Source organism: Clostridium zhoujianii (genome assembly GCF_051590805.1).
In the GTDB taxonomy this organism is placed as follows: domain Bacteria; phylum Bacillota; class Clostridia; order Clostridiales; family Clostridiaceae; genus Clostridium.
Genome location: NZ_JBPUTF010000005.1, coordinates 45,243 through 68,887 on the forward strand (window position 1 = coordinate 45,243; position 23,645 = coordinate 68,887).

20 protein-coding genes and 1 riboswitch are annotated in these 23,645 nt (G+C 30.6%); of the genes, 3 read left to right on the plus strand and 17 right to left on the minus strand.

Translation table 11 applies throughout. The features are described 5' to 3' along the window. Positions 1–16: 16 nt before the first annotated feature. The 6 genes from ACSYT2_RS17025 to ACSYT2_RS17050 form a co-directional block, all read right to left on the minus strand. The gene (locus ACSYT2_RS17025; RefSeq protein WP_430856937.1) at positions 17–628 is read right to left on the minus strand and encodes a YveK family protein; all 612 of its coding nucleotides are present in this window, start codon (positions 626–628) and stop codon (positions 17–19) included. Between the two features lie 71 nt (positions 629–699). Continuing rightward, positions 700–1,548, minus strand: a complete 849-nt coding sequence (locus tag ACSYT2_RS17030; RefSeq protein WP_430856938.1) for a LicD family protein — start codon at positions 1,546–1,548, stop codon at positions 700–702. Further along, positions 1,549–2,769: a lipopolysaccharide biosynthesis protein gene (locus ACSYT2_RS17035; protein ID WP_430856939.1), complete on the minus strand. Its 1,221-nt coding sequence runs from the start codon at positions 2,767–2,769 to the stop codon at positions 1,549–1,551. A 110-nt stretch (positions 2,770–2,879) separates the two neighbouring features. Then, positions 2,880–4,406: an O-antigen ligase family protein gene (locus ACSYT2_RS17040; RefSeq protein WP_430856940.1), complete on the minus strand. Its 1,527-nt coding sequence runs from the start codon at positions 4,404–4,406 to the stop codon at positions 2,880–2,882. A gap of 103 nt (positions 4,407–4,509) precedes the next feature. After that, entirely contained in the window at positions 4,510–5,805 is a 1,296-nt protein-coding gene (locus ACSYT2_RS17045) for a M18 family aminopeptidase (protein ID WP_438385262.1), read from the minus strand. Between the two features lie 52 nt (positions 5,806–5,857). Next, positions 5,858–7,030 carry an SH3 domain-containing protein gene (locus ACSYT2_RS17050; RefSeq protein ID WP_438385263.1) on the minus strand — a complete coding sequence of 391 codons (1,173 nt, stop codon included), beginning with the start codon at positions 7,028–7,030 and terminating at the stop codon, positions 5,858–5,860. A 163-nt stretch (positions 7,031–7,193) separates the two neighbouring features. On the opposite strand from ACSYT2_RS17050, the gene ACSYT2_RS17055 reads away from it, so the two are divergent. Continuing rightward, the gene (locus tag ACSYT2_RS17055) at positions 7,194–8,372 is read left to right on the plus strand and encodes a cation diffusion facilitator family transporter (RefSeq protein WP_438385264.1); all 1,179 of its coding nucleotides are present in this window, start codon (positions 7,194–7,196) and stop codon (positions 8,370–8,372) included. A 266-nt stretch (positions 8,373–8,638) separates the two neighbouring features. Further along, a complete protein-coding gene (locus ACSYT2_RS17060) occupies positions 8,639–9,343 on the plus strand; it encodes a DUF2628 domain-containing protein (RefSeq protein ID WP_430856943.1) in 705 nt (234 codons plus the stop codon). Between the two features lie 52 nt (positions 9,344–9,395). On the opposite strand, the gene ACSYT2_RS17065 is transcribed toward ACSYT2_RS17060, so the two are convergent. The 3 genes from ACSYT2_RS17065 to ACSYT2_RS17075 form a co-directional block, all read right to left on the minus strand. Next, positions 9,396–10,118: an amino acid ABC transporter ATP-binding protein gene (locus tag ACSYT2_RS17065; RefSeq protein WP_430856944.1), complete on the minus strand. Its 723-nt coding sequence runs from the start codon at positions 10,116–10,118 to the stop codon at positions 9,396–9,398. Continuing rightward, positions 10,105–10,785, minus strand: coding sequence for an amino acid ABC transporter permease (locus ACSYT2_RS17070; RefSeq protein WP_430856945.1), 681 nt, complete (start codon positions 10,783–10,785; stop codon positions 10,105–10,107). Before ACSYT2_RS17070 ends, ACSYT2_RS17065 begins: the two co-directional genes overlap by 14 nt. A 64-nt stretch (positions 10,786–10,849) precedes the next feature. After that, positions 10,850–11,674: a transporter substrate-binding domain-containing protein gene (locus ACSYT2_RS17075; protein WP_438385265.1), complete on the minus strand. Its 825-nt coding sequence runs from the start codon at positions 11,672–11,674 to the stop codon at positions 10,850–10,852. Positions 11,675–11,966: 292 nt separating this feature from the next. Between ACSYT2_RS17075 and ACSYT2_RS17080 the strand changes: the two genes are divergently transcribed. Beyond that, complete coding sequence (locus tag ACSYT2_RS17080) at positions 11,967–13,049, plus strand: PRK06851 family protein (protein WP_438385266.1); 1,083 nt, start codon at positions 11,967–11,969, stop codon at positions 13,047–13,049. 49 nt (positions 13,050–13,098) lie between these two features. On the opposite strand, the gene ACSYT2_RS17085 is transcribed toward ACSYT2_RS17080, so the two are convergent. The 8 genes from ACSYT2_RS17085 to ACSYT2_RS17120 form a co-directional block, all read right to left on the minus strand. Further along, the gene (locus ACSYT2_RS17085) at positions 13,099–15,195 is read right to left on the minus strand and encodes a HelD family protein (protein WP_438385267.1); all 2,097 of its coding nucleotides are present in this window, start codon (positions 15,193–15,195) and stop codon (positions 13,099–13,101) included. Positions 15,196–15,252: 57 nt separating this feature from the next. Then, on the minus strand, positions 15,253–17,199 hold the full coding sequence (ftsH, locus tag ACSYT2_RS17090; protein WP_438385268.1) for an ATP-dependent zinc metalloprotease FtsH: 1,947 nt from the start codon (positions 17,197–17,199) through the stop codon (positions 15,253–15,255). A 33-nt stretch (positions 17,200–17,232) separates the two neighbouring features. Further along, entirely contained in the window at positions 17,233–17,865 is a 633-nt protein-coding gene (lepB, locus tag ACSYT2_RS17095; protein ID WP_438385269.1) for a signal peptidase I, read from the minus strand. After that, positions 17,865–18,086, minus strand: a complete 222-nt coding sequence (locus ACSYT2_RS17100) for a DUF3006 domain-containing protein (protein WP_430856951.1) — start codon at positions 18,084–18,086, stop codon at positions 17,865–17,867. The genes lepB and ACSYT2_RS17100 overlap by 1 nt, the downstream gene beginning before the upstream one ends. Before the next feature lie 214 nt (positions 18,087–18,300). Continuing rightward, the gene (locus tag ACSYT2_RS17105; RefSeq protein ID WP_430856952.1) at positions 18,301–19,854 is read right to left on the minus strand and encodes an ABC transporter permease/substrate-binding protein; all 1,554 of its coding nucleotides are present in this window, start codon (positions 19,852–19,854) and stop codon (positions 18,301–18,303) included. Then, positions 19,847–20,980, minus strand: coding sequence for a betaine/proline/choline family ABC transporter ATP-binding protein (locus ACSYT2_RS17110; protein ID WP_430857050.1), 1,134 nt, complete (start codon positions 20,978–20,980; stop codon positions 19,847–19,849). Before ACSYT2_RS17110 ends, ACSYT2_RS17105 begins: the two co-directional genes overlap by 8 nt. A gap of 280 nt (positions 20,981–21,260) precedes the next feature. Continuing rightward, positions 21,261–22,556 carry a diaminopimelate decarboxylase gene (gene lysA / locus ACSYT2_RS17115; protein ID WP_430856953.1) on the minus strand — a complete coding sequence of 432 codons (1,296 nt, stop codon included), beginning with the start codon at positions 22,554–22,556 and terminating at the stop codon, positions 21,261–21,263. Positions 22,557–22,655: 99 nt separating this feature from the next. Beyond that, positions 22,656–22,822: riboswitch (Lysine riboswitch) on the minus strand. A 105-nt stretch (positions 22,823–22,927) separates the two neighbouring features. Further along, positions 22,928–23,599 (minus strand): beta/alpha barrel domain-containing protein, encoded by a 672-nt coding sequence (locus ACSYT2_RS17120; protein ID WP_430856954.1) that lies wholly within the window; start codon positions 23,597–23,599, stop codon positions 22,928–22,930. Between the last annotated feature and the right edge of the window lie 46 nt (positions 23,600–23,645).

Here is a 23,645-nt window from a genome sequence, read left to right on the forward strand (position 1 = left end):
AGCTTAATCTAATATCCTACTTTGCCTTTTTAACCTTCATAAATTCAAGCATTAAAGCAAGTAAAATCGCTATTACAGTACCTAAAACAAATCCTATAGCAAGATATACCGCTCTATTAACTTCTTTATAATTTCCCTCTGTCTTTACATCCTCTATAACTGTCAAATTATCGATTGGAATTAAGGTCTTAGAAGTCTCTTTTAATTCTTCTATAACACCTTCCACTACTTTTGCTGAGTCTTCAGCATTCTTCCCTGTATATGTTATATTCACTACTTGCGTTGATTCATATTGTTCTATCAATACATTTCCTTTTACATCATCAAACTGATCTTCTAAATCTACCTTTTTAAGTGCATTTTTTAGAAAGTCATCAGTTTTAATAACTTCTGCGTATGTTTTTATAATGTTTACATAAAATGTTATATCATCTTTATCGTAACTACTTCCTCCACTTACATCTTTACCGAAGAATATTTTGCTATTAGCAGTATATGTTGGATCTTCTGTTTTTAATGAAACTAATCCAAATACTCCAGTAAATGCAACTATTATTACAACTATTAAGGCTATTCTCTTTTTTAAAGCTGACATTAGTTCTGCCAAGCTTATTGTATTCTTTTCCATACTGTGTTCCTCCAAATTTTAATCATATTAATTATAGCTCAATTTAAATTTTTAGTCTATAATTCTATTTTCTATTTCGAATAATATCCATTTTCATCAATATAATAACCTTTATGGTGCCAAACTCTTTCACCCTCTGGTGGTAACTCCATATAACTTGAGCCAAAAGTCACTTCCAAACATTTTTTATAGTTTTTAGGTGCTAGTAGCTTTGTACCTTCAAAATCCAGCTCTATCAATGGAAATATATCATTATATTTTACTATTTCTGTGTAATATGGCGTTTCAACCCCATAATCTACATAGGCCGTATCCTTATTATACTCTTTCAAGCAAAAATCTGGTGCAATCTTTACCAGCTCTTTATAGTAATCTTCTTTTTTCTTTCCTAAAAACATCATACTACCAATATTCTGTATTAAAAATTTTATATTTATATCTTTATTAGCAAATATCGGTCGTTCTATAGCACCTTCTCCTGAGGCTACCATTTTTACTTTTTTATACTTTTTCTTAAATTCTAATCTTTCTTCGATATTTTCAAAAACATCCATTGGAAAAACATCAATAAATACTCCATTAAATTTTTCTCTATTTCTAAATCCATTCTCATAAAATATACTATTTTTATATCTTATCTTTGTCCATGAAAATGGAGTTGTCTCATCAGTAATATAATTCTGCATCTCTAAATAATTAGGTAATTTTTCTCTACATAGACCTATAAATTTATCATATTCTTCCCTAAGCATACCTATATCAAGATCATCATCCCAAGGAATAAATCCCTTATGTCTTACTGCCCCTAGCAATGTACCACCTGATATCCAATATTCTATATTATTTTCCTTACAAAGTTTGTCCACATCTTTCATAATTTCTAATATTATTCTTTGCAATTCTTTTATTTCCATACCCATCTAACTTTCAATCTCCTTCTCTTTTCCCATAAAAATATAATAAAAAGCTATTGACCATATTAACAACATTCTTATTCCGTTAGCTATTATTCCAGCTAGACAAAATCCAAATAGTTGATATTTCTGCATTAATAATGTACTTCCACCTATGTATAACACGCCATATATAACTTGTATTATATTTTGCCAATATAATGGTGAATTTTTCAATAATAAAGGATTAATTAATGATCCACAAATCATTATGATAACCGATAGATTCGCTAGGTTGAAAAATGGACTAGCAGCTAAATAATCATTTGGATATAATATTTTAATTATAATTGGAGTTAATGGAATAGAAACCAGAAAAATTGTTAATCCCATAACTACTGATGATAATGATAAAATCATAAAGCTCTTCTTTGAACTTGAATCCTTCATCTTTGCCAAGTATGTTAGTATTATAGTAGATAACGGATTTAAAACTATTCCCGCTGTTTTTCCAACAAGAGATGCAACAAAATAAACTGCCACATTGCTAGCACCTAAAACAGGATTGATTATTATTCTATCTAAATACAATAATAAGTTAGCAACAGAATTTGATAAGCTAATTTGCATAAAATCCTTAACTACAATATTATATTTCTCAGACTTTTCTTTTTTCTCATATTTAAAATCTGTTGTGAAGTATGCATAAAGGAATGCTGCTAGCTCACCTAATAAGAATACTATTGGCCATAATGGAATAATAAAGAATATAGCTATTCCTACTACATAGCCAATAACAGTTGCTACTACTTGCTTTAACATTGCTAAATAATCTAATCTAATTCTATAATAAACCGATATATAACAACGAAGTACTATGAATACTGTTGCAAATATTAAAATAATTGCATTTATTAAGCTTATTTGATCTTTGTATAAAATTACAACACCTGCAGTCAATATAACTGTAGCTATCACCATATTTTTGATTAATATCCCAAAATCCTTTAAGTCATTTTCTTCATAATCATTTTGATGTAGTAACTTTATATTATTTAATGAATTACCTAAAATTCCGCCTATCGCATTTGACATACCTATAAGAGTTAATAATCTTCCATATTCCTCCTGTGACATTTTATAGCCTAATAGAGGATATATAATAAGCTGTAAAGTTCCTGTTAGCACAAATGACCCTAATATATTTAATATAAGATCTTTTAGAACCTTGCCTTTAGTTAATTCCATAAAATTACCTCTTTCTACTTTTTTTAAAACATTTTAAGTATATTCTTTTACCACTTATATGTCAATAATAAGGAAATACACACTTCTTTTTCTTAAATTAGATATCTACCTTAATTAACATTCAATAGTGACTTATCAAGTGTAGTTGATATGATCAATGATAAAAACATCCAGAATGGCGCAATTGGAACAACGCTACTTGGCCCAAAGACTAACATAGCCATTGCTACTATAGATATGACGTTCCTATCACTAAGCACCCCATCTTTCATCTTCATACTTTTTATAAAGCAATATATATATATTGCTATAAATAAGATAAATCCTGGAACTCCAAAATCCCCAAGTATTTCTGCCCATAAATTATGTGGATCATGTGTACTACCTGTATTATTCATCTCTTCATTATATACATTAATATTCCCTACACCAGCTCCAAGGAAATTTCCCTCCTTAAATACGTAGTTAAATGAATTAATAATTAAATTTAACCTAGTCCTATCTGAACTTTGCCCCCCTACTATTCCACTAAAATGACTTTTTTGCTCTTCTTCATTAATGTTCTTCGATGATAGTGACTCATTTATTGTAACAATGTAATTTTCCTTATTACTTAAACTTTGTTCTACATCTACTTTCTTTATCTTTCCGAAGTATATTTCTGTAAATGGACAATTATATAGTACTACAAAGACAATCCCAATACAGGCTATCAACATTCCTGATCTTTTTAGTAAATTCATTTTCCTCCTTACTATATATAAAACTGAAGTTATTACACAGGAGATAATAATCCCAATCCAGGCTGTTCTTGAGGACGTGAATATTAAATTTATTTGTCCTACTATAAACATAACAAATAATAATATTGCTTTTCTATTACTGTTCTTATTCCTTACAATACTTACAAAAAGATTCGCTAATATTATTGATAAAACCAATGCATAATCATTTGGATTATAATAAAAAACAACAGGAATTCTTTTAGTATACATATATGCAGGATCTGAAAAATATTCATAGTCTGTATACATTGTACGTGGTTCTATAGCCATTCCAGTCACTATCTTAATAGTACTATATACTAATATTCCCAAACTTACATAAAATAAAATTTTGTAAGTTATACGCCTATCTTTTGCTGTTAAATTTTCAATTATTACGATTACAGATAATGCAAATATTGCAGTGTATGATACAAGTTCTTTTATAGCCATAACTTTGTTTCCGGCCCAGAAAATAGATATGTAAACATAAATAATAAAGGCTAGTCCAAGCAATATAATTGGCTTCCTTGTAAAGCTTGTCACCCTTACCTTTACTCTTTTATTATATATATCAATAAATAAAACTATATAATAAATAAATATATAGATATAGTAAACATTTAATTGAGATAATATTTTATTGTCTCCTAATGGTACCTTTAAAGCTGCTCCCATTATACTGGTAAGTATAACTGCTAAATATATATGTTTTTTTAAACTCTCCTCCTTAAAAAGGAAGAATATAAAACTGAAAAATATTGCTGCAAATAGATGGTTAATCATAAACTTATTATCTAAAATAAACAGACATAATAAGAATAACAAATTCCCTACATATAATATAAATTTATAATTATTCTTTTTCTCCATGGTTATCTCCTACTTCCTAAATCAACTCTTATTGCATCGAGTCACACTTAAAAACATTTTAATAGGGCTAAGAATTATATTATTTTTCTTAGCCCTAACATATTTAAATATTATAGAACTCAGTAAATGCCTTAACTGTGTAAGTATTATCCTTAACAGCTGCTAGCTCCCTAACTGAATGCATCCCAATAAGTGGAGCTCCCATATCAACTACAGGTATGCATAAATCTGCCGCTGACATAGGTCCTATTGTTGTTCCACCTCTTACATCTGATCTATTAACAAACTTTTGGAATGGTACTCCTGCAGAATTACAAATGCTTTGGAATATTGCAGATGAATAACTATCTGTAGAGTAACTTCCCGATGCTGCTATCTTTATAACTGGCCCTTCACCTAATAATGGTTTATTAACAGGATCATGCTTTTCACTTTGATTTGGGTGAACTGCATGAGCTAAGTCTGCTGATACCATAATTGAATTAGATAATGCTCTAAAGAAGTCTTCCTTATCTTTACCTAAAGCCAATGCTACTCTCTCTAATAAAGTTTTAAGTAAAGCTGAATTTGCTCCTTGTGCAGTTAAACTTCCTATTTCCTCATTATCAATGCAAACCATAACCTTTGTTGATTTGCTCTCCTTGCTATCTATTAATGCCTTTATTCCTGCAAAAACCATCCATAAATCATCTAGTCTTGATGATGATATAAATTCTTCATCCATTCCTAATAAGCATCCTTTTTCATACTCATATAAGAATAAATCAAAATCTATTATTTCTTCCTTGCTTACTCCCAATGTATCACTTATTAAGTTAATTAAATACCCTTCCTTTTCAAACCTTTCATTTACAAATCCTAATAATGGAAGTGTATCTTTTTGTTTGTTATATGCATAGCCCTCATTAACATTTCTATTCATGTGTATGGCAAGATTAGGTATTATTAATAATGGTTTATCTATATTAACTAATTTCACTTCTGGTTTTATTGGAGAAGCTCCTTTTATTGCAACTCTTCCTGCAATAGATAAAGGTCTGTCAAACCAAGTACTTAGAATTGGTCCTCCATACACTTCTGTGTTTAATTTAACATAATGATTTTCTGTTTTCATTTCTGCATTAGGTTTTATTTTGAAAGTTGGGGAATCTGTATGAGCCCCAATTAATCTAAACCCATCTTCCTCTAATTCACCTTGACCTATTTCAAAAGCAATAACAGCTGATTCATTTTTCATTACATAGTACTTGCCACCTTTAGCAAGCTTCCATTTTTCGCTTTCTTTAAGCTCTTTAAAACCTTCTTTATCCAACATTACTTTAACAGTATTAGCTCCATGATATTGACTTGGGCTTTTACTAATAAAATCTATTAATTCTTTTGCTAATTCTTTTTCCATGACCTACACTCCTCTAATTTGTCTTTAGTCTAATATTAATACTCTATCATAATCAAATCAACTTAATAAATGTTTTTTCTATAAAGCCTATTCTTCTGCCAATGCTACTTTGATATATTATTTTATACCAATCTCCTATCTCTTGAGTAACCTTAACTTTTTGAGCTGCTAATAAGTATCCTATTACAAAATGCTCTTCACCTGGACCCCTTCTAACACCTAGATTTGTATCTACATTTACAACAACACCATCATTATTCATCTCTCTTCTTTCAATAGGTGAATATACTGGCTTATCAACATTAGTTTCAACTTTTGCCTTAGTAATTATTCCTTCAACTTTTTTCTCTTCACTTGCTATCAATTTCTCTAATTCTGCCACTGCATTATATGTCTCACTAGGCTTTTTATATAACTTTCTAATTTGATCCAAAGCCTCTATCTCATCTATTTCTTTTTCAACTATAGTTTGATCTTTATCCTTTTTCTTATCCTCAAGTGGCAAAAGCTCAACATAATCCTTACTTAAGTAACCAACTACAATCTTTTCCTCTGTTTCATAGGTTGTTTTTACCCATCCTCCAAATTCTGCATATATATAAAAACTATCCTCAGATTTAATCTTTCCTATTACTTCTGAGTCATCTTTTGGTTCTTTCTTTAAATTTAATGATGAAAGCACTCCAATAATTTTACCTCTTCCTCTAGGAATTAATTCTTGATAAATCCCCTTCAAAGCTAATTGGAATCTACTCCAAACCTCATTTTCCATTAATAACTTAGGACAACGCTTTCCTGTAACATCATAATGCCTTTTTACATTCTTTATGCTTATATCATACTTTTCTCTTAATGAATTTATTAACTCAACTGTATTTTGAACGGTTCTAGCTACATCCTTTCTATCTCTTACAAACATTGCAACTGCAATACTATTTGAGTTTGTAATTTCCTTAGATGGCCCATCTCCAACATGCCATCCTCTCCAATCATCCTCTAAAATTTTTATAATTGCTCTTGCTCCAACTAAATAATGAGTTGAAACCTTAGCTCCACTATCCCTAGCTATATAATTTCTATATTCCCTCATTGTAGTAAATCTTTCATCTACAATATCATGAACCACTATGTACTTAGGCTTAATGAATATTCCTTTAGTATAGTTAATACCTATTAAATTTTTAGTAATACTTATTCCGTTTACTTCCTTCATTACCTTAGTCATAATCCTCACTCCTTTTACTACAATCTTTTACATATTAAATTATATCATATGAAAGAGGTATTTTAGTAAAAATTTTCTAATTCTTTATAAGTTAATTGATTCTTCTTTTGTGGTAATATAGAATAATATATAATTACTAATTTTATGAATGGAGTGTTTATTATTGCTATCAAAATTTTTAGTTAATACTTTCGTTAAAAATAATAATGATGTGAAAAATGATAAAGTCAGAAGTTCCTATGGAATGCTTGGTGGCATCATTGGTATCATTGTAAACCTAGTCCTTTTTTTAATTAAATTATCTGTAGGTTTATTAGCTTCAAGTATAGCTGTTATGGCTGATGCCTTTAATAATCTATCAGATGCCGCGTCATCTGTAATAACTATTATTGGTTTTAAGATGGCTGATAAACCTGCAGATGCTGAACATCCTTTTGGCCACGGAAGAATGGAATATGTATCTGCTCTAATTGTTGCCTTTATGGTTATGCTGGTAGGTTTTCAATTTGTAAAATCTTCTTTTGAAAGAATTCTAAACCCTGTTGGTATAAAATTCGAAACTATTCCTTTTATACTATTAGTTATTTCAATAGCCTTAAAACTTTGGCTATCAAAATTCAATAAATTTGTAGGCAACAAAATAGATTCTTCTGCTTTGAAGGCATCTTCTGTAGATGCTTTAGGTGATGTATTTACTTCATCATGTGTAGCTATATCATTCCTTGCTTCAAATTTCACTGACTTTCCTATTGATGGGTACTTCGGTATATTAGTTGCATTATTTATAGTTTATTCTGGATTTTCTTTGGTAAAAGAAACTATTAATCCTCTTTTAGGAGAAGCACCTGATCCGGAATTAGTTAAAGAAATTAAAAGAATGGTCTTAAGCTATGAATATATAACTGGTGTTCATGATCTCATTATTCATAACTATGGCCCTGGAAGATGTATGGCTTCCATTCATGCAGAAATTCCGGCAGATATATCTATAATTAAGATTCACGAAGTAATAGACGATGCTGAAAGGGAAATCTCTGATAAACTTAATTTATATCTTGTTATTCATATGGATCCAATCTGTGTGACTAGTGATGAAATCAAAGATACATTTAATGAAGTTAATAAGATAATTAAGTATAATCCACTAATTAGATCCATGCATGACTTTAGAGTAGTTGGTGAGGGTGATAACAAAAATCTTATATTTGATGTTGTCGTTCACTCTGGAACTCTAAAAAAAGTAATGAGTGAAGATGAGTTAAAAAAAGATATTATCAATTCTGTTAAGCACATTCATCCTGATTATGATTGTATTATTACTATTGATAATGACTATTTATAAAGTAATTGTAATTTTATAAATTTGTAACAAATATAATATATCTAAAATAAATTAAAAGGAAGCTTAGCTTCCTTTTTTATTACTTAAACTAATTCAGAATCAAATACAAATCACAATAATACTAAGCAGTACTAGCCCAATCCGATACAGTCCATTTTCTTATTTAAATAAGTTTTTACTTTTATAAAAATATAATACATTTTTTTCTATTTTTATAATATAATTATCTTGTTATAATTATATTAAACTATAAGGGGGAATTTATAATGTTTTGCTCAAAATGCGGACAAGAGTTAAATTTAAATAGTGTTTGTACTAATCCATCTTGTCCATCTAATGCAACTAATAATTCAGAAACAAATACAAATTATAGTAATACTAATCAGTATCAACCTCAAGAAATCAATTCCTATGGATATGACGAATATTCATCTACTTCAAGCACTGATGAATATGCAGATATGTATGGTGTTACTCCAAATGAAATGATGGATTTTATTGGAGATAAGAAAACTGAGTTCTATATGGAGAAATGGACTAGATATCAAGAAAATGATAAATTTATTTCTTGGAACTGGCCGGCATTCTTCTTTGGCCTTATATGGTTTGCCTATAGAAAAATGTATGGTATAGCTGGTATTATATTTGGTATATCAATTCTTTCAAGTATATTTACCTCAGTAATATTTGATTTAAGTGGTCTAAACTCTTTAATCTCTTTAGCTGTTATGATTGGCTCTGGTCTATTGGCTAATCAATTATATATTAAGAATTGTATAAAAAAGATTACTGGAATTAAAAATGCAATTCCAAACATGAGCAAAGAGGATTTAAGTAGAAGATTACGTGCCAACGGTGGAATCAACTGGATTCCAGTTATTGTTATAGTTGTTATATACGCTATTTTACTAATCTTAATCTTTATCATAGTTGCTGCGTTAATCGGTGGCGCTAGCAACTTAATTTACTAATAAAACAAAAAATCTAACGCTTCTAAATTGCGTTAGATTTTTTTTATTTCTATTAAAGTACCTTTGATAAAAAATCTATTGTTCTAGAATTTTTAGGATTATTAAACAATTCACTTGGGGCTCCTTGCTCAACAATTTTCCCACCATCCATAAATAGAATTCTATCTCCAACTTCCTTTGCAAATCCCATTTCATGTGTAACAACTACCATGGTCATTCCACCCTTTGCAAGATCTTTCATTACACTTAAAACTTCTCCAACCATTTCTGGGTCTAAGGCAGATGTTGGTTCATCGAACAACATTACATCTGGTTCCATAGCAAGTGCTCTAGCTATTGCTATTCTTTGCTTCTGCCCTCCTGATAATGAGGCAGGATATGCATCTGCCTTTTCAACTAACCCTACCATCTTTAATAGATCCATTGCCTTAGCCTTTGCATTTTCTTGCTTCATTCCCTTAACTTTTATTGGGGCAAGAGTTATATTATCTATTACTGACTTGTGTGGAAAAAGGTTGAATTGTTGGAATACCATCCCCATCTTCTCTCTAAGTTTATTTATATCCATTTTCTTATCAGTAATATTATTACCTTCAAATATTATCTCACCTGATGTTGGCTCTTCTAATAGGTTAAGACATCTTAAAAAAGTTGATTTACCAGATCCTGATGGCCCTATTACAACCACCACTTCTCCTTTTTTTATGTGTTCATCTATTCCCTTTAATACATCATTTTTTCCAAAGCTCTTATGCAAATTATTAACGTGAATCACTTGCTCTCAACCTCCTTTCTAAATATGCCATTAATCTACCTAATGAAAATGTAAGTATGAAATAACAAACTGCTGCTACTATTAAAGGCTCGAAACTTCTATATGTTGCCCCTGTTACAAGCTTAGCGCCATACATTATCTCTGCTACACCTATAGTAGAAGCCATTGATGATTCTTTTATTACTGCAACAAATTCATTACCTATAGCTGGTAATATTGTTTTTATTGCTTGAGGAACTATGATATTCTTCATAGCCATCATTTCATTCATACCTAAACTTCTTGCTGCTTCCATTTGCCCCTTATCAACAGAATCAATTCCACCTCTAATTATTTCTGCCACATAGGCAGATGAATTTATAGATAATGCAATTATACAAGAAACTAAAGCATCTAACTTTATTCCAAAGCTATTAAGTCCAAAGTATACTATAAATATTTGTAATAATAGTGGAGTTCCCCTTATTAATTCTATGTATGCAACTGCAATCATCTTAAATACTGGAACTTTAAATATTGATATTTTAGACTTCTTCATCCAGCATAGAATTGATCCTATTAATACACCTAAACATACAGTTAAAAATGATACTAATAGTGTCCACTTTATCCCCTCGATAAAAACAGGATAATATTTTTCTAAAAATTTAAAACTTAAATTATTCATGGTTTCCTCCCTATTATCAAAGTAAAGAGTCTCTTAAAGTTATAAGAGACTCCTTCTAATTCTACTATTCAGCAGTAACTTCATCTTTACTCTTATTTACTGCATCTTTATAGTATTGATCTATCTTTCCTTCATCTTGTAATCTCTTTAATGTCTTATTAATTTCTTTTAATAATGCTTCTTGTCCCTTTGGAACTCCAATAGCATTTCCACCTTCTTCGTATTCAACCTTTTCTTCAGCTACTGCTAATTCTGTATTAACTACTGCTTGTATATCTGCAACTGGTAATTCAACAATAACTGCATCTAAATTTCCAGCTCTTAAATCTTGAATTAGTGTTGGTACTTCTGCAAGGAATTTTAAATCTGCTCCACCTTCAATTCCTTCAGCAATTTGTGCTTGTATAGAACCATTTTGAGCTCCAACTTTTAATCCCTTTAAGTCCTTTAAGCTTTTTATCTTACCAGCATCCTTCTTATTTATTAATATCCCTTGTTCTGCTGCTAAGTAAGAATCTGAGAAATCTATAATTTCTTTTCTTTCGTCAGTTGGTGTTAAACCAGATACACCTATATTTATCATACCATTCTTAACTGATTCACAAATTGTAGCAAATTCCATTTCTTCAATCTTATAATCTACCCCAAGATCTTTAGCTATTTCCTTAACTACTTCTATGTCTAAGCCTGTCATCTTCTTTTCTCCATTTTCCATAACATAGAATTCATATGGAGCATAATCTATACTCATACCAACTGTAATCTTTCCATCCTTTTTTATCTTTGATAGCATGTCCTCTTCTTCCTTATTACCACATGCCATTAAAGAAAGTGACATAACCCCAATCATAGCTACTGCAAATATCTTTTTTAATAATCCTTTTTTCATTATATATATCCCCCTTTTTTCTTCCTAAAGCTTTCCTTTTCTTTACTATAGCATAATTATACATCATACAGTTATATTTATGCAACACCTTTTTCTACATTTTTTAAAGTTTTTCCACTTCCATTAAATTTATTGTAACTTAATAGCGTATTTTCAGTAGTTTTTCATCATTTCTTTACTCCTCTTCTGTATACTTTATGCATAATACTCATGCATATATTCATATTTTTTCATATCACCATTTATAAAATTTACATATAATATACTAGTTTGAATATAGGAGCTGATTAAAATGAATAATTCTAACCTAAGACATTTATTCCCTGGAGGTAATACCACTAAAGGATTTTATTCTTTTTATAGGTATATTTTATCCCAAGAAGATGCAAATAGAATAATTTGCCTTAAAGGAGGTCCCGGCACAGGAAAATCTTCTTTCATGAAGAAAGTAAGCTCTCATTTTAGTGACTTAGGCTATTCCATTGAACATCACCATTGCTCTTCTGATAACGAATCCCTTGATGGTATTGTTATAAAAGAACTTAAAGTGGCTCTACTTGACGGTACCTCTCCCCATGTTGTTGACCCTATTAGCCCTGGTGCTGTAGATGAAATTTTAAATTTAGGTGTTGCCTTAGATGCAGATTCTTTGGCAAAGAATAAAAAAGAAATTATCACCATAAATAAAGAGATAGGTAAAAACTTTAAAAGAGCTTATAAATTTTTAGGAGCTGCAAAGGGGGTTCATGAAGATTGGAGTTCTTTAAATAGTGAATCTTTAAACCCTTATAAATTAAATTCATTGATTAGCGAACTTAACTCAAAAATTTTAACTTCAGCAAAGGCTGGTTTCGGTAGTGATCGTCATCTATTTAGTACTGCTTTTACCCCTAATGGTGTTATCACATATAATATGGAGCTATCTTCTAATATTGATAGCCTATATGTACTAAAAGGCGGTCCTGGACTTGGTAAAAGCGATGTTCTAAAAGCCTTAGGTTCAGAGGCACAAAAGAATGGCTATTTTGTAGAGTACTTACATGACCCATTTATCCCTGAACGAATTGAAAATATCCTTATACCTGAGATATCTACAGGTGTATTCACCTCAAATGAAATAAGTAGATTAAACTATAATGGAATTGAATATGATATGAAGAATTTATGTAATAAAACTACTCTCAACTCAAAGGTTAGTGAAATTGAATTTGATAAATCTCAATTTGATTCTCTTGTTAATAAAGCTTTATCCTGTATAACCAATGCTCATATACTTCATGACGATCTTGAATCTTATTATATTGATTCCATGAATTTTAACCTTGTTGATTCTTTATATGATGAAACCTTAGCTAAAATAAGTAAATATATTTAATAAAATGAGCTTGTGTATATCACACAAGCTCATTTTTCTTTACTCACTACTATTTAGTCTTTATTATAGATAGCCTATGAAGGGCTCTTGTACACATTATATACTTAACAAGATTAGGTGTGTTTTCGAAATTATCTAATAAAATAACTCCATCAAATTCTAATCCTTTTGCATAATAAGCTGGCAGTAATACATTTCCACCCTTGTATAACATATCTTCTCTATCAAAAGTAAGTACCTTAGTCTTTTCCTTAAGTAAGTTAGATATCTTACTTAAGTTTTCTTTATCTTTTGTTATTATTGCAATACTTTCTAGGCCTTCTTCTTCATAATCCTCGATTATTGAAGTTATTGTCTCAACTGTATCCTCTATAGAAGTAGTTTCTTCCTCTAAGACAGGCTCACCTGATCTTACTAAAGGTATTATCTTATCCTCATCTAAGAATTGGCTGGCATATTCCATAATCTCTTGAGTTGATCTATAACTTTTTAGTAAACTAAAGGCCTCCACATCTTTACCAAAGACTTCATTTAATGATAACATTGCTGGTTTCTCATCTGTAGTAATTAACCTTTGATTACTATCCCCAACTATAGTATAACTCTTACAACCTGTAAGCTCTTTTATCAATTTAAATTGAGTCATATTATAGTCTTGAGCTTCATCTATTACAATATGCTTTATTTCACTCTTGCACTTCTTACCATCAAGCTTTACCATTAAGTATAGTATTCCTGCAAGATCCATATAACCTAAGGCTTTAGTATTTGTTATTTTCTTATACAATGAAACAGTATCTTCATGGTTAATCCACTTATCTAGTTCATCTCTTGCATTCATAACCCCTCTTACTATTTCTCTTACTCTTATCCTTCTTCTAAATTCTATATTGCTTTTTTCTATTTCTAATTCATCCTCGGATAAAGACTTTAACTTTTCACTTATTTCAGTATTTAACTCTCTTACAAGTTCATCTCTCTTATCCTTTATTTTAGATATTAATATTCTCTTTATTTTTTCACTACGTCTAAATAAAGGCATATACCCGTAATGCTTAGTGAATAGTTCTTTTATCTCATTTATCCCGACTATTTCTTCATCAAAGAATATTACAGGCTTAACTTCAAAATAATCATCATTCATCTTATCTGTAGTTTCTTCTAAGAATTCAGCAAACTTATTAGAACTCTTATATTTATATTCCTCTAATGCTTCCTCATTTCCACTCATTGCCTCATCTATATATTCAGAAAAACCTTTTACTGGCTCATCTAATCCTATTTCTGATATAGCAAAATTTTGGAATGTCATTTGATTAACTCCACCTTCACCTAGGGTAGGTAGAACTTGTGCAATATAATCCATAAATATATCATTTGGACCTAGTATTAAAACCTTATCTCCAAATTGCTTTCTATGATTATATAGAAGGTATGAAACTCTATGCAGGGCTATTGTAGTCTTTCCTGACCCTGCAACTCCATTAACTACAACTACCTTTTCCTTTGGTGCTCTAATTATCTCATCTTGCTCTTCTTGAATAGTCATTACTATATCTTTTAACTTCTCTCCAGAATTAGATGTTAAAACCATTTGAAGAATTTCATCCTTTACGTCTATAGCAGAATCGAATATCCCCTTCAATTCACCCTTCTTAACAATTAACTGTCTTCTACCTAGTAAATTTGCACCTATTTCTCCATTTGGAGATGTATAAGTAGATTCACCTAAAGTTCCTTTATAAAATAAAGATGCAACTGGTGCTCTCCAATCTACTATTATTGGCTCATAGGTTTCTTCTGGAGTCAAACCAAATCTACCTATATATAACTCCTCCGCCCCTTCATCTTCCTCAGTAAATGTTATTTTCCCAAAGTATGGAGATTCTTTTAGTATTGTAAATTCCTTAAGTCTTTTATCTATAGTTCTAAAAGCTTCTTCCTTTACATAATTCTCATGGTCAAAATAGTCTATAACCTTATCCTCATCATCTCTATATTCTTCGATAAACTTCTTTCTATAATCAATAATATAATCTGTTATATATTTTCTTTTACCTACATAGTTAAGTATTTCATCATTTAATATTTTTATGGTATCCTCTAGTTTACCTTCTTCCATTAAAAATTCTAAATCTTTATTCAAAATAGCACCTCCTGTTAAGTGACAAAGCATAGCTCTAAAAAGAGCTATGCTTATATATTATTTTTCAATTTCTACTGTTTCTGCACTTTCTTCATTTACTTCCTTAGTTTTGATTTCTTCTATTAGCTCAACACTCTCTTCAGTTATTGCTAATTCATCAAAATCTTTCTTTTCCTTCTTTTTAAGCTCAGGATACTTCTCACAAACTATATCCATAAATTCATCACCAAATAATGTTTCCTTTTCAAGAAGAAGTTCAGATATTTTATCTAATAAGTCTCTATTTTCTCTTAATAAAGTTCTAGCCTTATTATGAGCTTCTTTAATAACCTTTAGTATCTCTTCATCAATTAAAGTTGAAGTTTGTTCACTACAATTTCTTACTGCTCTACCATCTAAGTATCTATTCTGCATAGATTCTAAGCCCATCATATCAAATCTTTCACTCATACCATACATAGTAATCATACTTCTAGCACTTTGAGTAGCTCTTTCTATGTCATTAGAAGCGCCTGTTGATACTAAGTTAAATACTTCTTCCTCAGCCGATCTACCACCAAGCATTACTGTTATTTGGTTCATAAGCTCTTCTTTAGATACTAAGTATTTTTCTTCTTCTGGAAGCTGCATTGTATATCCTAGTGCCCCCATAGTTCTAGGTACTATTGTTATTTTATGAACTGGATCTGTTCCTTCTAATAAGGCAGCCACAAGTGCGTGTCCAACCTCATGGAATGCAACAGCTCTCTTTTCTTTATCTGAAAGAATTCTATCCTTCTTTTCTTTACCAGCAATAATTACTTCTACTGCTTCTCTTAAATCTTCTTGTAATACTTGTTTCCTGCCATGCTTAACAGCTCTTAAAGCACCTTCATTTATAATATTTGCAAGATCTGCTCCTACTGCACCAGGAGTTCCCTTAGCTATTTCTTTCAAATCAACTTCTGCATCTAAGCATACACTCTTAGCATGAACTCTAAGTATAGCTTCTCTTCCTATAAAGTCAGGTCTATCAACTATAATTCTTCTATCAAACCTACCTGGCCTTAATAGGGCTTTATCTAAGATTTCTGGTCTATTAGTTGCTGCCAAAATAACTATCCCCTTAGATGAATCAAATCCATCCATTTCAGATAATAATTGATTTAATGTTTGCTCTCTCTCATCATTACCTTGAAGTTGGCTATCTCTGCTTTTACCAATTGCATCTATTTCATCTATAAAGATTATACAAGGAGCTTTTTGCTCTGCATCTTTAAATAACTCTCTAACCCTTGATGCTCCAACACCTACAAACATTTCTACAAAGCTTGATCCTGATAGTGAGAAGAAAGGAACCTTAGCTTCTCCGGCAACTGCCTTTGCAATAAGTGTTTTACCTGTACCTGGAGGTCCTACTAGAAGTGCTCCCTTAGGTAACTTAGCACCAATTTCTGTATACTTAGCTGGACAGTTTAGGAAATCAATTACTTCTTCAAGAGATTCTTTTGCCTCTTCTTGCCCTGCTACATCTTTAAATGTAATGCCTATTTCATTTTCTACATAAACCTTAGCATTATTCTTACCTATAGAACCCATTCCTCCGCCAATCTTTCCTGACATCTTGGAAAATAAGAACTTCCACATGAAGAAGAATAGTACTAATGGTAATCCTATACTCATTAGAAAATTCATAATAATTGATTCTTTAGGATTCTTACCAACAAATTCTATTTCCTTCGATTCTTTAAGCTCTTGAATTAATTTATCATCATGTAAATTTGCAGTATATAATATTTTACCTTCGTATTCAGTTCCTTCTTTTGGTGTAATTAAAATATTATCATTTGCTATTACTAACTTTGATATTTCTTTATTCTCTACCATACTTAAAAACTTAGAATACATTATTTCTTTATTTAAATATGAATCCTTTGCATATGTGACCATTAATAATATTGCAAATACTATTAGAAAATAGGTCCAAAAGGATGATTTACTTTTTTTAGGATCTTTCTGTTCCATTATATCCACCTCTTCCGTCTGTATAACTTTTTATCATTTAATGCTGCCAAAATCACTAAATGGATATACCTTTATTTGAGCTTTTGCCTTAATATCTTTTCCATCTATATATGGATTGTTCCATTTTCTTGAGTCAAATGAAATTGGTCTATTATCTCCTAAGAAGAAATACTTTCCTTCTGGTACATTAAATTCCCCATAGGATTGATCTTCATTTTTAACATAGTCTTGATTTATTTCTTCCCCATTTACTGATACCTTACCATCTTTAATTTCTATATTATCCCCTGGTAATCCTATCACTCTTTTAATAAGTGTATCATTTAGCTCTTCTGAATAAAACACAAGTATATCACCACGTTTTATATTGTCAAGATTATACACTCTACTTACAAATAAATGGTCCCCCTCATTTAAAGTCGGAATCATTGACCCTGATGGAATGTATACCTTAAAGATTAAAAATTGTTTAATTAGTAGAGCTATAGCAAAAGCTAGGGCTATTGGTAATACCCATTCAAAAAAAATATTTTGTTTCTTTTTAACTTTAGTTTCCCCCGTACTAACTAAAGTTTCATCGCTTAAACCTTCACTATTATCTTCTTCACTTGTTACATCTTCTATTTCTACAATTTCCTCATTAAATTCTTGCTCTTTTTCATTCATTAATCCGCCCACATTCCTTTCATCATAGTCGAAATACTCTCTTTTCTTTTAATTGTCTCTTCTTTATCTATTTTAAAGTAGTTAGCTTCTTTTATTAAACAATCTCCTTCATTTACCCCAATAGCTACAAGTGCTTTTTCTATATTTAGAATATCCCCATTAGGAGCTTCTAGCACCACATATTCCCCTTCAATTCTATCAACAATATAGATTTCTTTCATATTTCTTATAGCCTCTCTTTCATATAAAGATACATACTAAGTATAACATACTTAACTCTTTCTATAACTAGTAATTTTTATTTTTTCATATAGATTTAATATGTTTATTTTTAACTACTAAAATATATGATATAGATTAAATAAATTTATAACATAAATATAATGAAGCTAAGGCCCTAATATTATTACCTTAGCTTCATTATTATATAAATTTCTATTTTTCAATTAATCCTTCTGAAATTAAATAATCCCTTGCCACATCCTCTGGGCTCATACTTAATTTATCTACCTTATAATTAAGATCAATCATTATTTCTTCTGTAAGTCTTCCATATAGTAAGGATAATACATCATCTATCTCTGGATATTTTTCTAATGTTTCCATTCTAATAACTGGTATTGCATTATATGGTGGGAAGAAATTCTTGTCATCCTCTAATACTTTTAAATCAAAAGCTTTTAGTAATCCTTCTGTTGAGAAGGCATCTATAAGCTGAGAGTCATCATTTTCTAAGGCTGAGTAACGTAAACTTCCATCCATTGCTTTAACAGCCTTATACTTAGTTCCATATACTTCTGTTAAGCCTGGAAGTCCATCATCTCTATTCTGGAATTCCATAGTTGGACTCATTGTAAACTCTCCATTATATTTATTTAAGTCTGAAATTTTACTTAGGCCATACTTTTCTGCAATATCTTTTCTAGTTGCAATAGTATAAGTATTATTAAATCCTAAGGGTTCTAATAAAGTTACCTTGTATCTCTCTTCCATTAATTCCTTACTTCTTTTATAAGCTTCATCCTTATCTTTAATTAATGGCTCATTTAGAATATTAAGGAGTAGTGTACCTGTATAATCTACATACAAATCTACCTCTCCACTTTCTATTGCAGATGCTACTACTGAACTTCCGCCAAGATTAAGCTTTCTTTCTATATTAAAATCAGTTTTATCTTCTAATAAATCTGCAATCATATTCCCAAGTATAAGTTGTTCTGTATAATTTTTTGAAGCTATTACTATTGATTCTTTATTGCTGTCTATTATTTTTGATATCCCAGTAAATATTAAAATCACAGCTAATACTGCCCCAATAACTTTAAGAACTATTGAATTTCCTTTTTTATTACTTGTATCTAATCCCTTAGGCGTAACAGCAATCTCAATTTTACTAAAGATAAAATCTATTACTAATGCTAATAGACATGCTGGAATTGCTCCAGCTAATATCATATTATTATTTACAGTTTGTACTCCTGAGAATACTAAGTACCCTAAACCTCCGGCTCCTATAAATGCTGCTAAGGTCATCAGTCCAACAGCAGTAACTGCAGATATTCTAACACCTGACATTATTACTGGTAGTGACATTGGTAGCTTTATTTTTAGCATTGTTTGTGAGTTAGTTAATCCCATTCCTCTAGCTGCTTCTAATATATTTTCATCAATATTAGTTAAGGCTGTAAAAGTATTCTTAACTATTGGTAATAGCGAATACATAACAACCATAGTAACAGCTGGTAGACTTCCTATTCCAAGTATAGGTATTAATAAACCTAACAATGCCATTGATGGTACTGCTTGAAGTAAATTAATTAACCCTAATATAGGCTTTCTTAAAGTCTTTACGTTACTAATTAATATTCCTAATGGAATTCCTATAATAATAGCAAATATTATGGCAACCACAGTAAGTAACATGTGATCCATCAATAATGATAATATTTGCTCTTTTCTTTCAAATATAAATGATATAAAATTACTCATTATCTATGACCTCCTCTTCTAAGTACTGTTCACTAAGTACTGAGATTAAACTACTTCTAGTTACAAGGCCTGTTAGCTTTTTATTTTCATTTACTACAGGTAAATACCCATATGAATGTTCATTGATAAGAGACAATATATCCACTAGGTTATCTTCTTCATTAACTGATACAATATCTTCTTCCATTACATCTCTAAGTTTTGTATCTAATGGGATGCTTCTTCTTATTTCTTTTAAGGTTGCTAGTCCTATTAAGGTATTATCTTTGTCTACAACTAATAAACTATCAACTTTATTTGACTTCATCATTTCTATTGCCTGTAATATATTTCTAGAAGGTGATACACGAACTGGGTCTTTTATCATAATATCCTTCGCCTTTATGTACTCAGGTGTATCCCATATTTTCTTAGTTCCTATAAAATCTTTTATGAAATCATTGGCTGGATTTTTCAAGATATTTTCTGGAGTATCGTACTGTGCTACCTTACCTCCATCCATGATACATATCTTATCAGCTAGCTTTATAGCCTCATCCATATCATGAGTTACGAATATGATAGTCTTTTTTAGATCTTGTTGAAGTGTGAATAGTTCTTCTTGAAGAGAGTTTCTTGTAATTGGATCTAAAGCGCTAAAAGGCTCGTCCATTAATATGATTTCAGAATCTGTTGCAAAGGCTCTTGCAACTCCAACTCTTTGTTGCTGTCCTCCACTTAATTGTGATGGATACTTATCAAGATATTCTTCTGGATCTAATCCTACCATTCCTAATAAGTCTATTGTTTTCTTTTGAATCTCTTCTAAGTTTTCTTTTTTCAACTTTGGAATTAATTCTATATTCTCTCTAATTGTTAGATGTGGAAAAAGTCCTGTATTTTGAATTACATAACCTATCCTTCTCCTTAACTGTATGGTATCCTCTTTTGAAATAGCCTTATCATCAATAAAGATATCTCCACTAGTAGGTTTAATCAACTTATTAATCATTTTTAATGTAGTAGTTTTTCCACATCCACTTGGACCGATTAAAACTACAAATGAACCTCTTTCTATATCCAAATTAATATTATCTAATATAACTCGAGATCCAATCTTTTTTGTTACATTTTTTATTTTTATCACTATATCCCGTCCCTTCATACTAACTGTATTTATTACAGTTATTCCGAATTCCTATATATAGCATAACATACTGCATCTTGAATTTTTTCTTATCTACCCCTTATAAGAGTTACTCTTCTGTTTTTAACTAATACTCTCCTTTGTTTACTCCATTTTACACTTAAATCTGATTTGAACATAAATTCAGAATAGTTTTCAAGATGATTTTAAGATTTTTTTTCTTAAAATAAAAGAAAAAAAGATGTAGATTCTCTACACCTTTTTAATATATTTTTATATCTTAAACTAGCTCATTTCTTATAAGGTCTTCATAACTTTCCCTCTTAACTGCCAATCTTGAAGTACCTTCCTTAACCATTACCACTGCTGGCTTTTGAATCTTATTATAGCTACTTGCCATAGAAAATCCATATGCTCCTGTAGACATTATTGCAAGTAGATCTCCTGTCTCAGCTTTTGGTAGCATAGTATCAGTAATTAATATATCTCCTGATTCACAACATTTACCTGCTATTGTAACCTTATTAGTATTAGGTTGTCCCATTTTATTTACTATTCCACATTCATATTTAGCTTGATATAAAGCTGGTCTTATATTATCAACCATTCCTCCATCAACTGCTACATATTCTCTAACCCCTGGAATCTCTTTAACAGATCCAACTCTGTAAAGAGTTAACCCAGCATTTCCAACTATTGAACGGCCAGGTTCTATTGTTAATATAGGTCTTTCAACATTTAAGTTTTTGCATACTTCATCAACTTTGTTTAAAATTGTTTCACAATATTCCTTAGTTGTTCTTGGTGAATCTGCCTCTGTATAGTATATTCCGAATCCACCACCAAGGTCTAATTCCTTAATTAAATGTCCTGTTTCTTTCTTTATATTATTTATTAACGTAAGCATTACTTCAACTGCATCTCTATATGGTTCAAGTTCAAATATTTGAGATCCTATATGACAATGAAGTCCTGCTAAATTTATATTTTTAAGGCTAATTGCCATTTTTACCGCTTCCATTATTATATCTCCAACAGGTGCAAATCCAAATTTCGAATCAATTTGTCCTGTCTTTATATAATCATGTGTATGAGCTTCTATTCCTGGAGTTATTCTTAAATAAATATCTTGTACTTTTCCCATATTATTAGCTATTCTATCTAGATTCTCCATTTCATATAGGTTGTCTACTACAAATCTACCTACGCCTAACTTTACTCCAAATTCAATTTCATCTAATGTTTTATTGTTCCCATGGAAATATACCTTTTCCATAGGTAATCCTGCTTTATATGCTGTATATAGTTCTCCACCGGATACAACATCTAGGCATAATCCTTCCTCTTTGATTAACTTAACCATTTCAACATTTAAAAAAGCCTTCCCTGCAAAGGCAACTCTATTATTTTCCTCACTACATTTAAAGTAATTATAATAATCTTTACATGTATTTCTAAGTAATTCTTCATCCATTACATATAATGGTGTACCATACTCTGCTGCTAAATTGCTTGCTTTAACGCCCCCAATTATCAACTCATTGCTGTCTACTGTCATACTTCCAAATAATTTCATATAAATATACCCCCAATTTAGTATAAAAGTTGATTAAATCTTCATAAAATAAATAAAACAGCAAAGATAACCCTTGCTGCCAAAATACACATATATAATGTACCTTGTAGCTCATCACATTTTGTGACAGTTATACACATATTTTATGTATATCCAGAAATAGATCCTGCAAAAATCCTACTTCTTCGGCCTAACACCTTTCATTAATCATCATAGTCTGCCGACTCTTATTAATTACTAATTGCTTTGGCACCTCTACCCTAGGTAATATCTCTCATACCATTTTATTCAACTTTAATCATTATGATACCACAATTTATTACATTTGTAATGAATTTTTTGAAATAATAACAAAACTTTCATTAACTTTACTAGAAACCACGATACTTGTCCATTAATTCACCCATTATCTCTGCTGAAGTAGGCGGTGTATATGTAATAGCATTTGCTCCAGCCTCTACAGTTGCCTTAACACTTTCTATTGTAGGACCTCCTGTTGCCATAACAGGAACCTCTGGGAACTGTTCTTTTATACTTCTAACTATTCTTGGAGTATCCTTACCTCCTGATACATTTAGTATAGTTGCTCCAGCCTCTATTCTTTCCGCTATATCTTCATGCTCCGATACTATTGTCACTATAACTGGTATATCAATGGTAGCTCTTACTTTTCTAACTATTTCATTAGATGTAGGTGCATTTACAACGACACCCATAGCTCCCTTGAATTCTGCATCTAAGGCTAGATTAACCACTCTTTTCCCTTGAGTGATTCCACCTCCAACTCCACAAAAAACCGGTACATCTGCTGCCATAATTAAAGCTTCAGTTATAAGTGGCTGCGGTGTGAATGGATAGACAGCTATAATTGCGTCAGCATTTGTATTTCTAATAATAGCTACATCTGTAGTAAATAGTAATGATTTTATTCTTTTTCCAAATATCTTAATTCCACTACAATCTCTAATAACTGATGGAACCTCTACTACATGGTTTCTTAATGTACCTTTTATTTCTGGCACGAATTTAGCCTCTTTTGCCATTATCTTTCCTCCCTACCTTATCGCTATACATTATATTATACTCTTT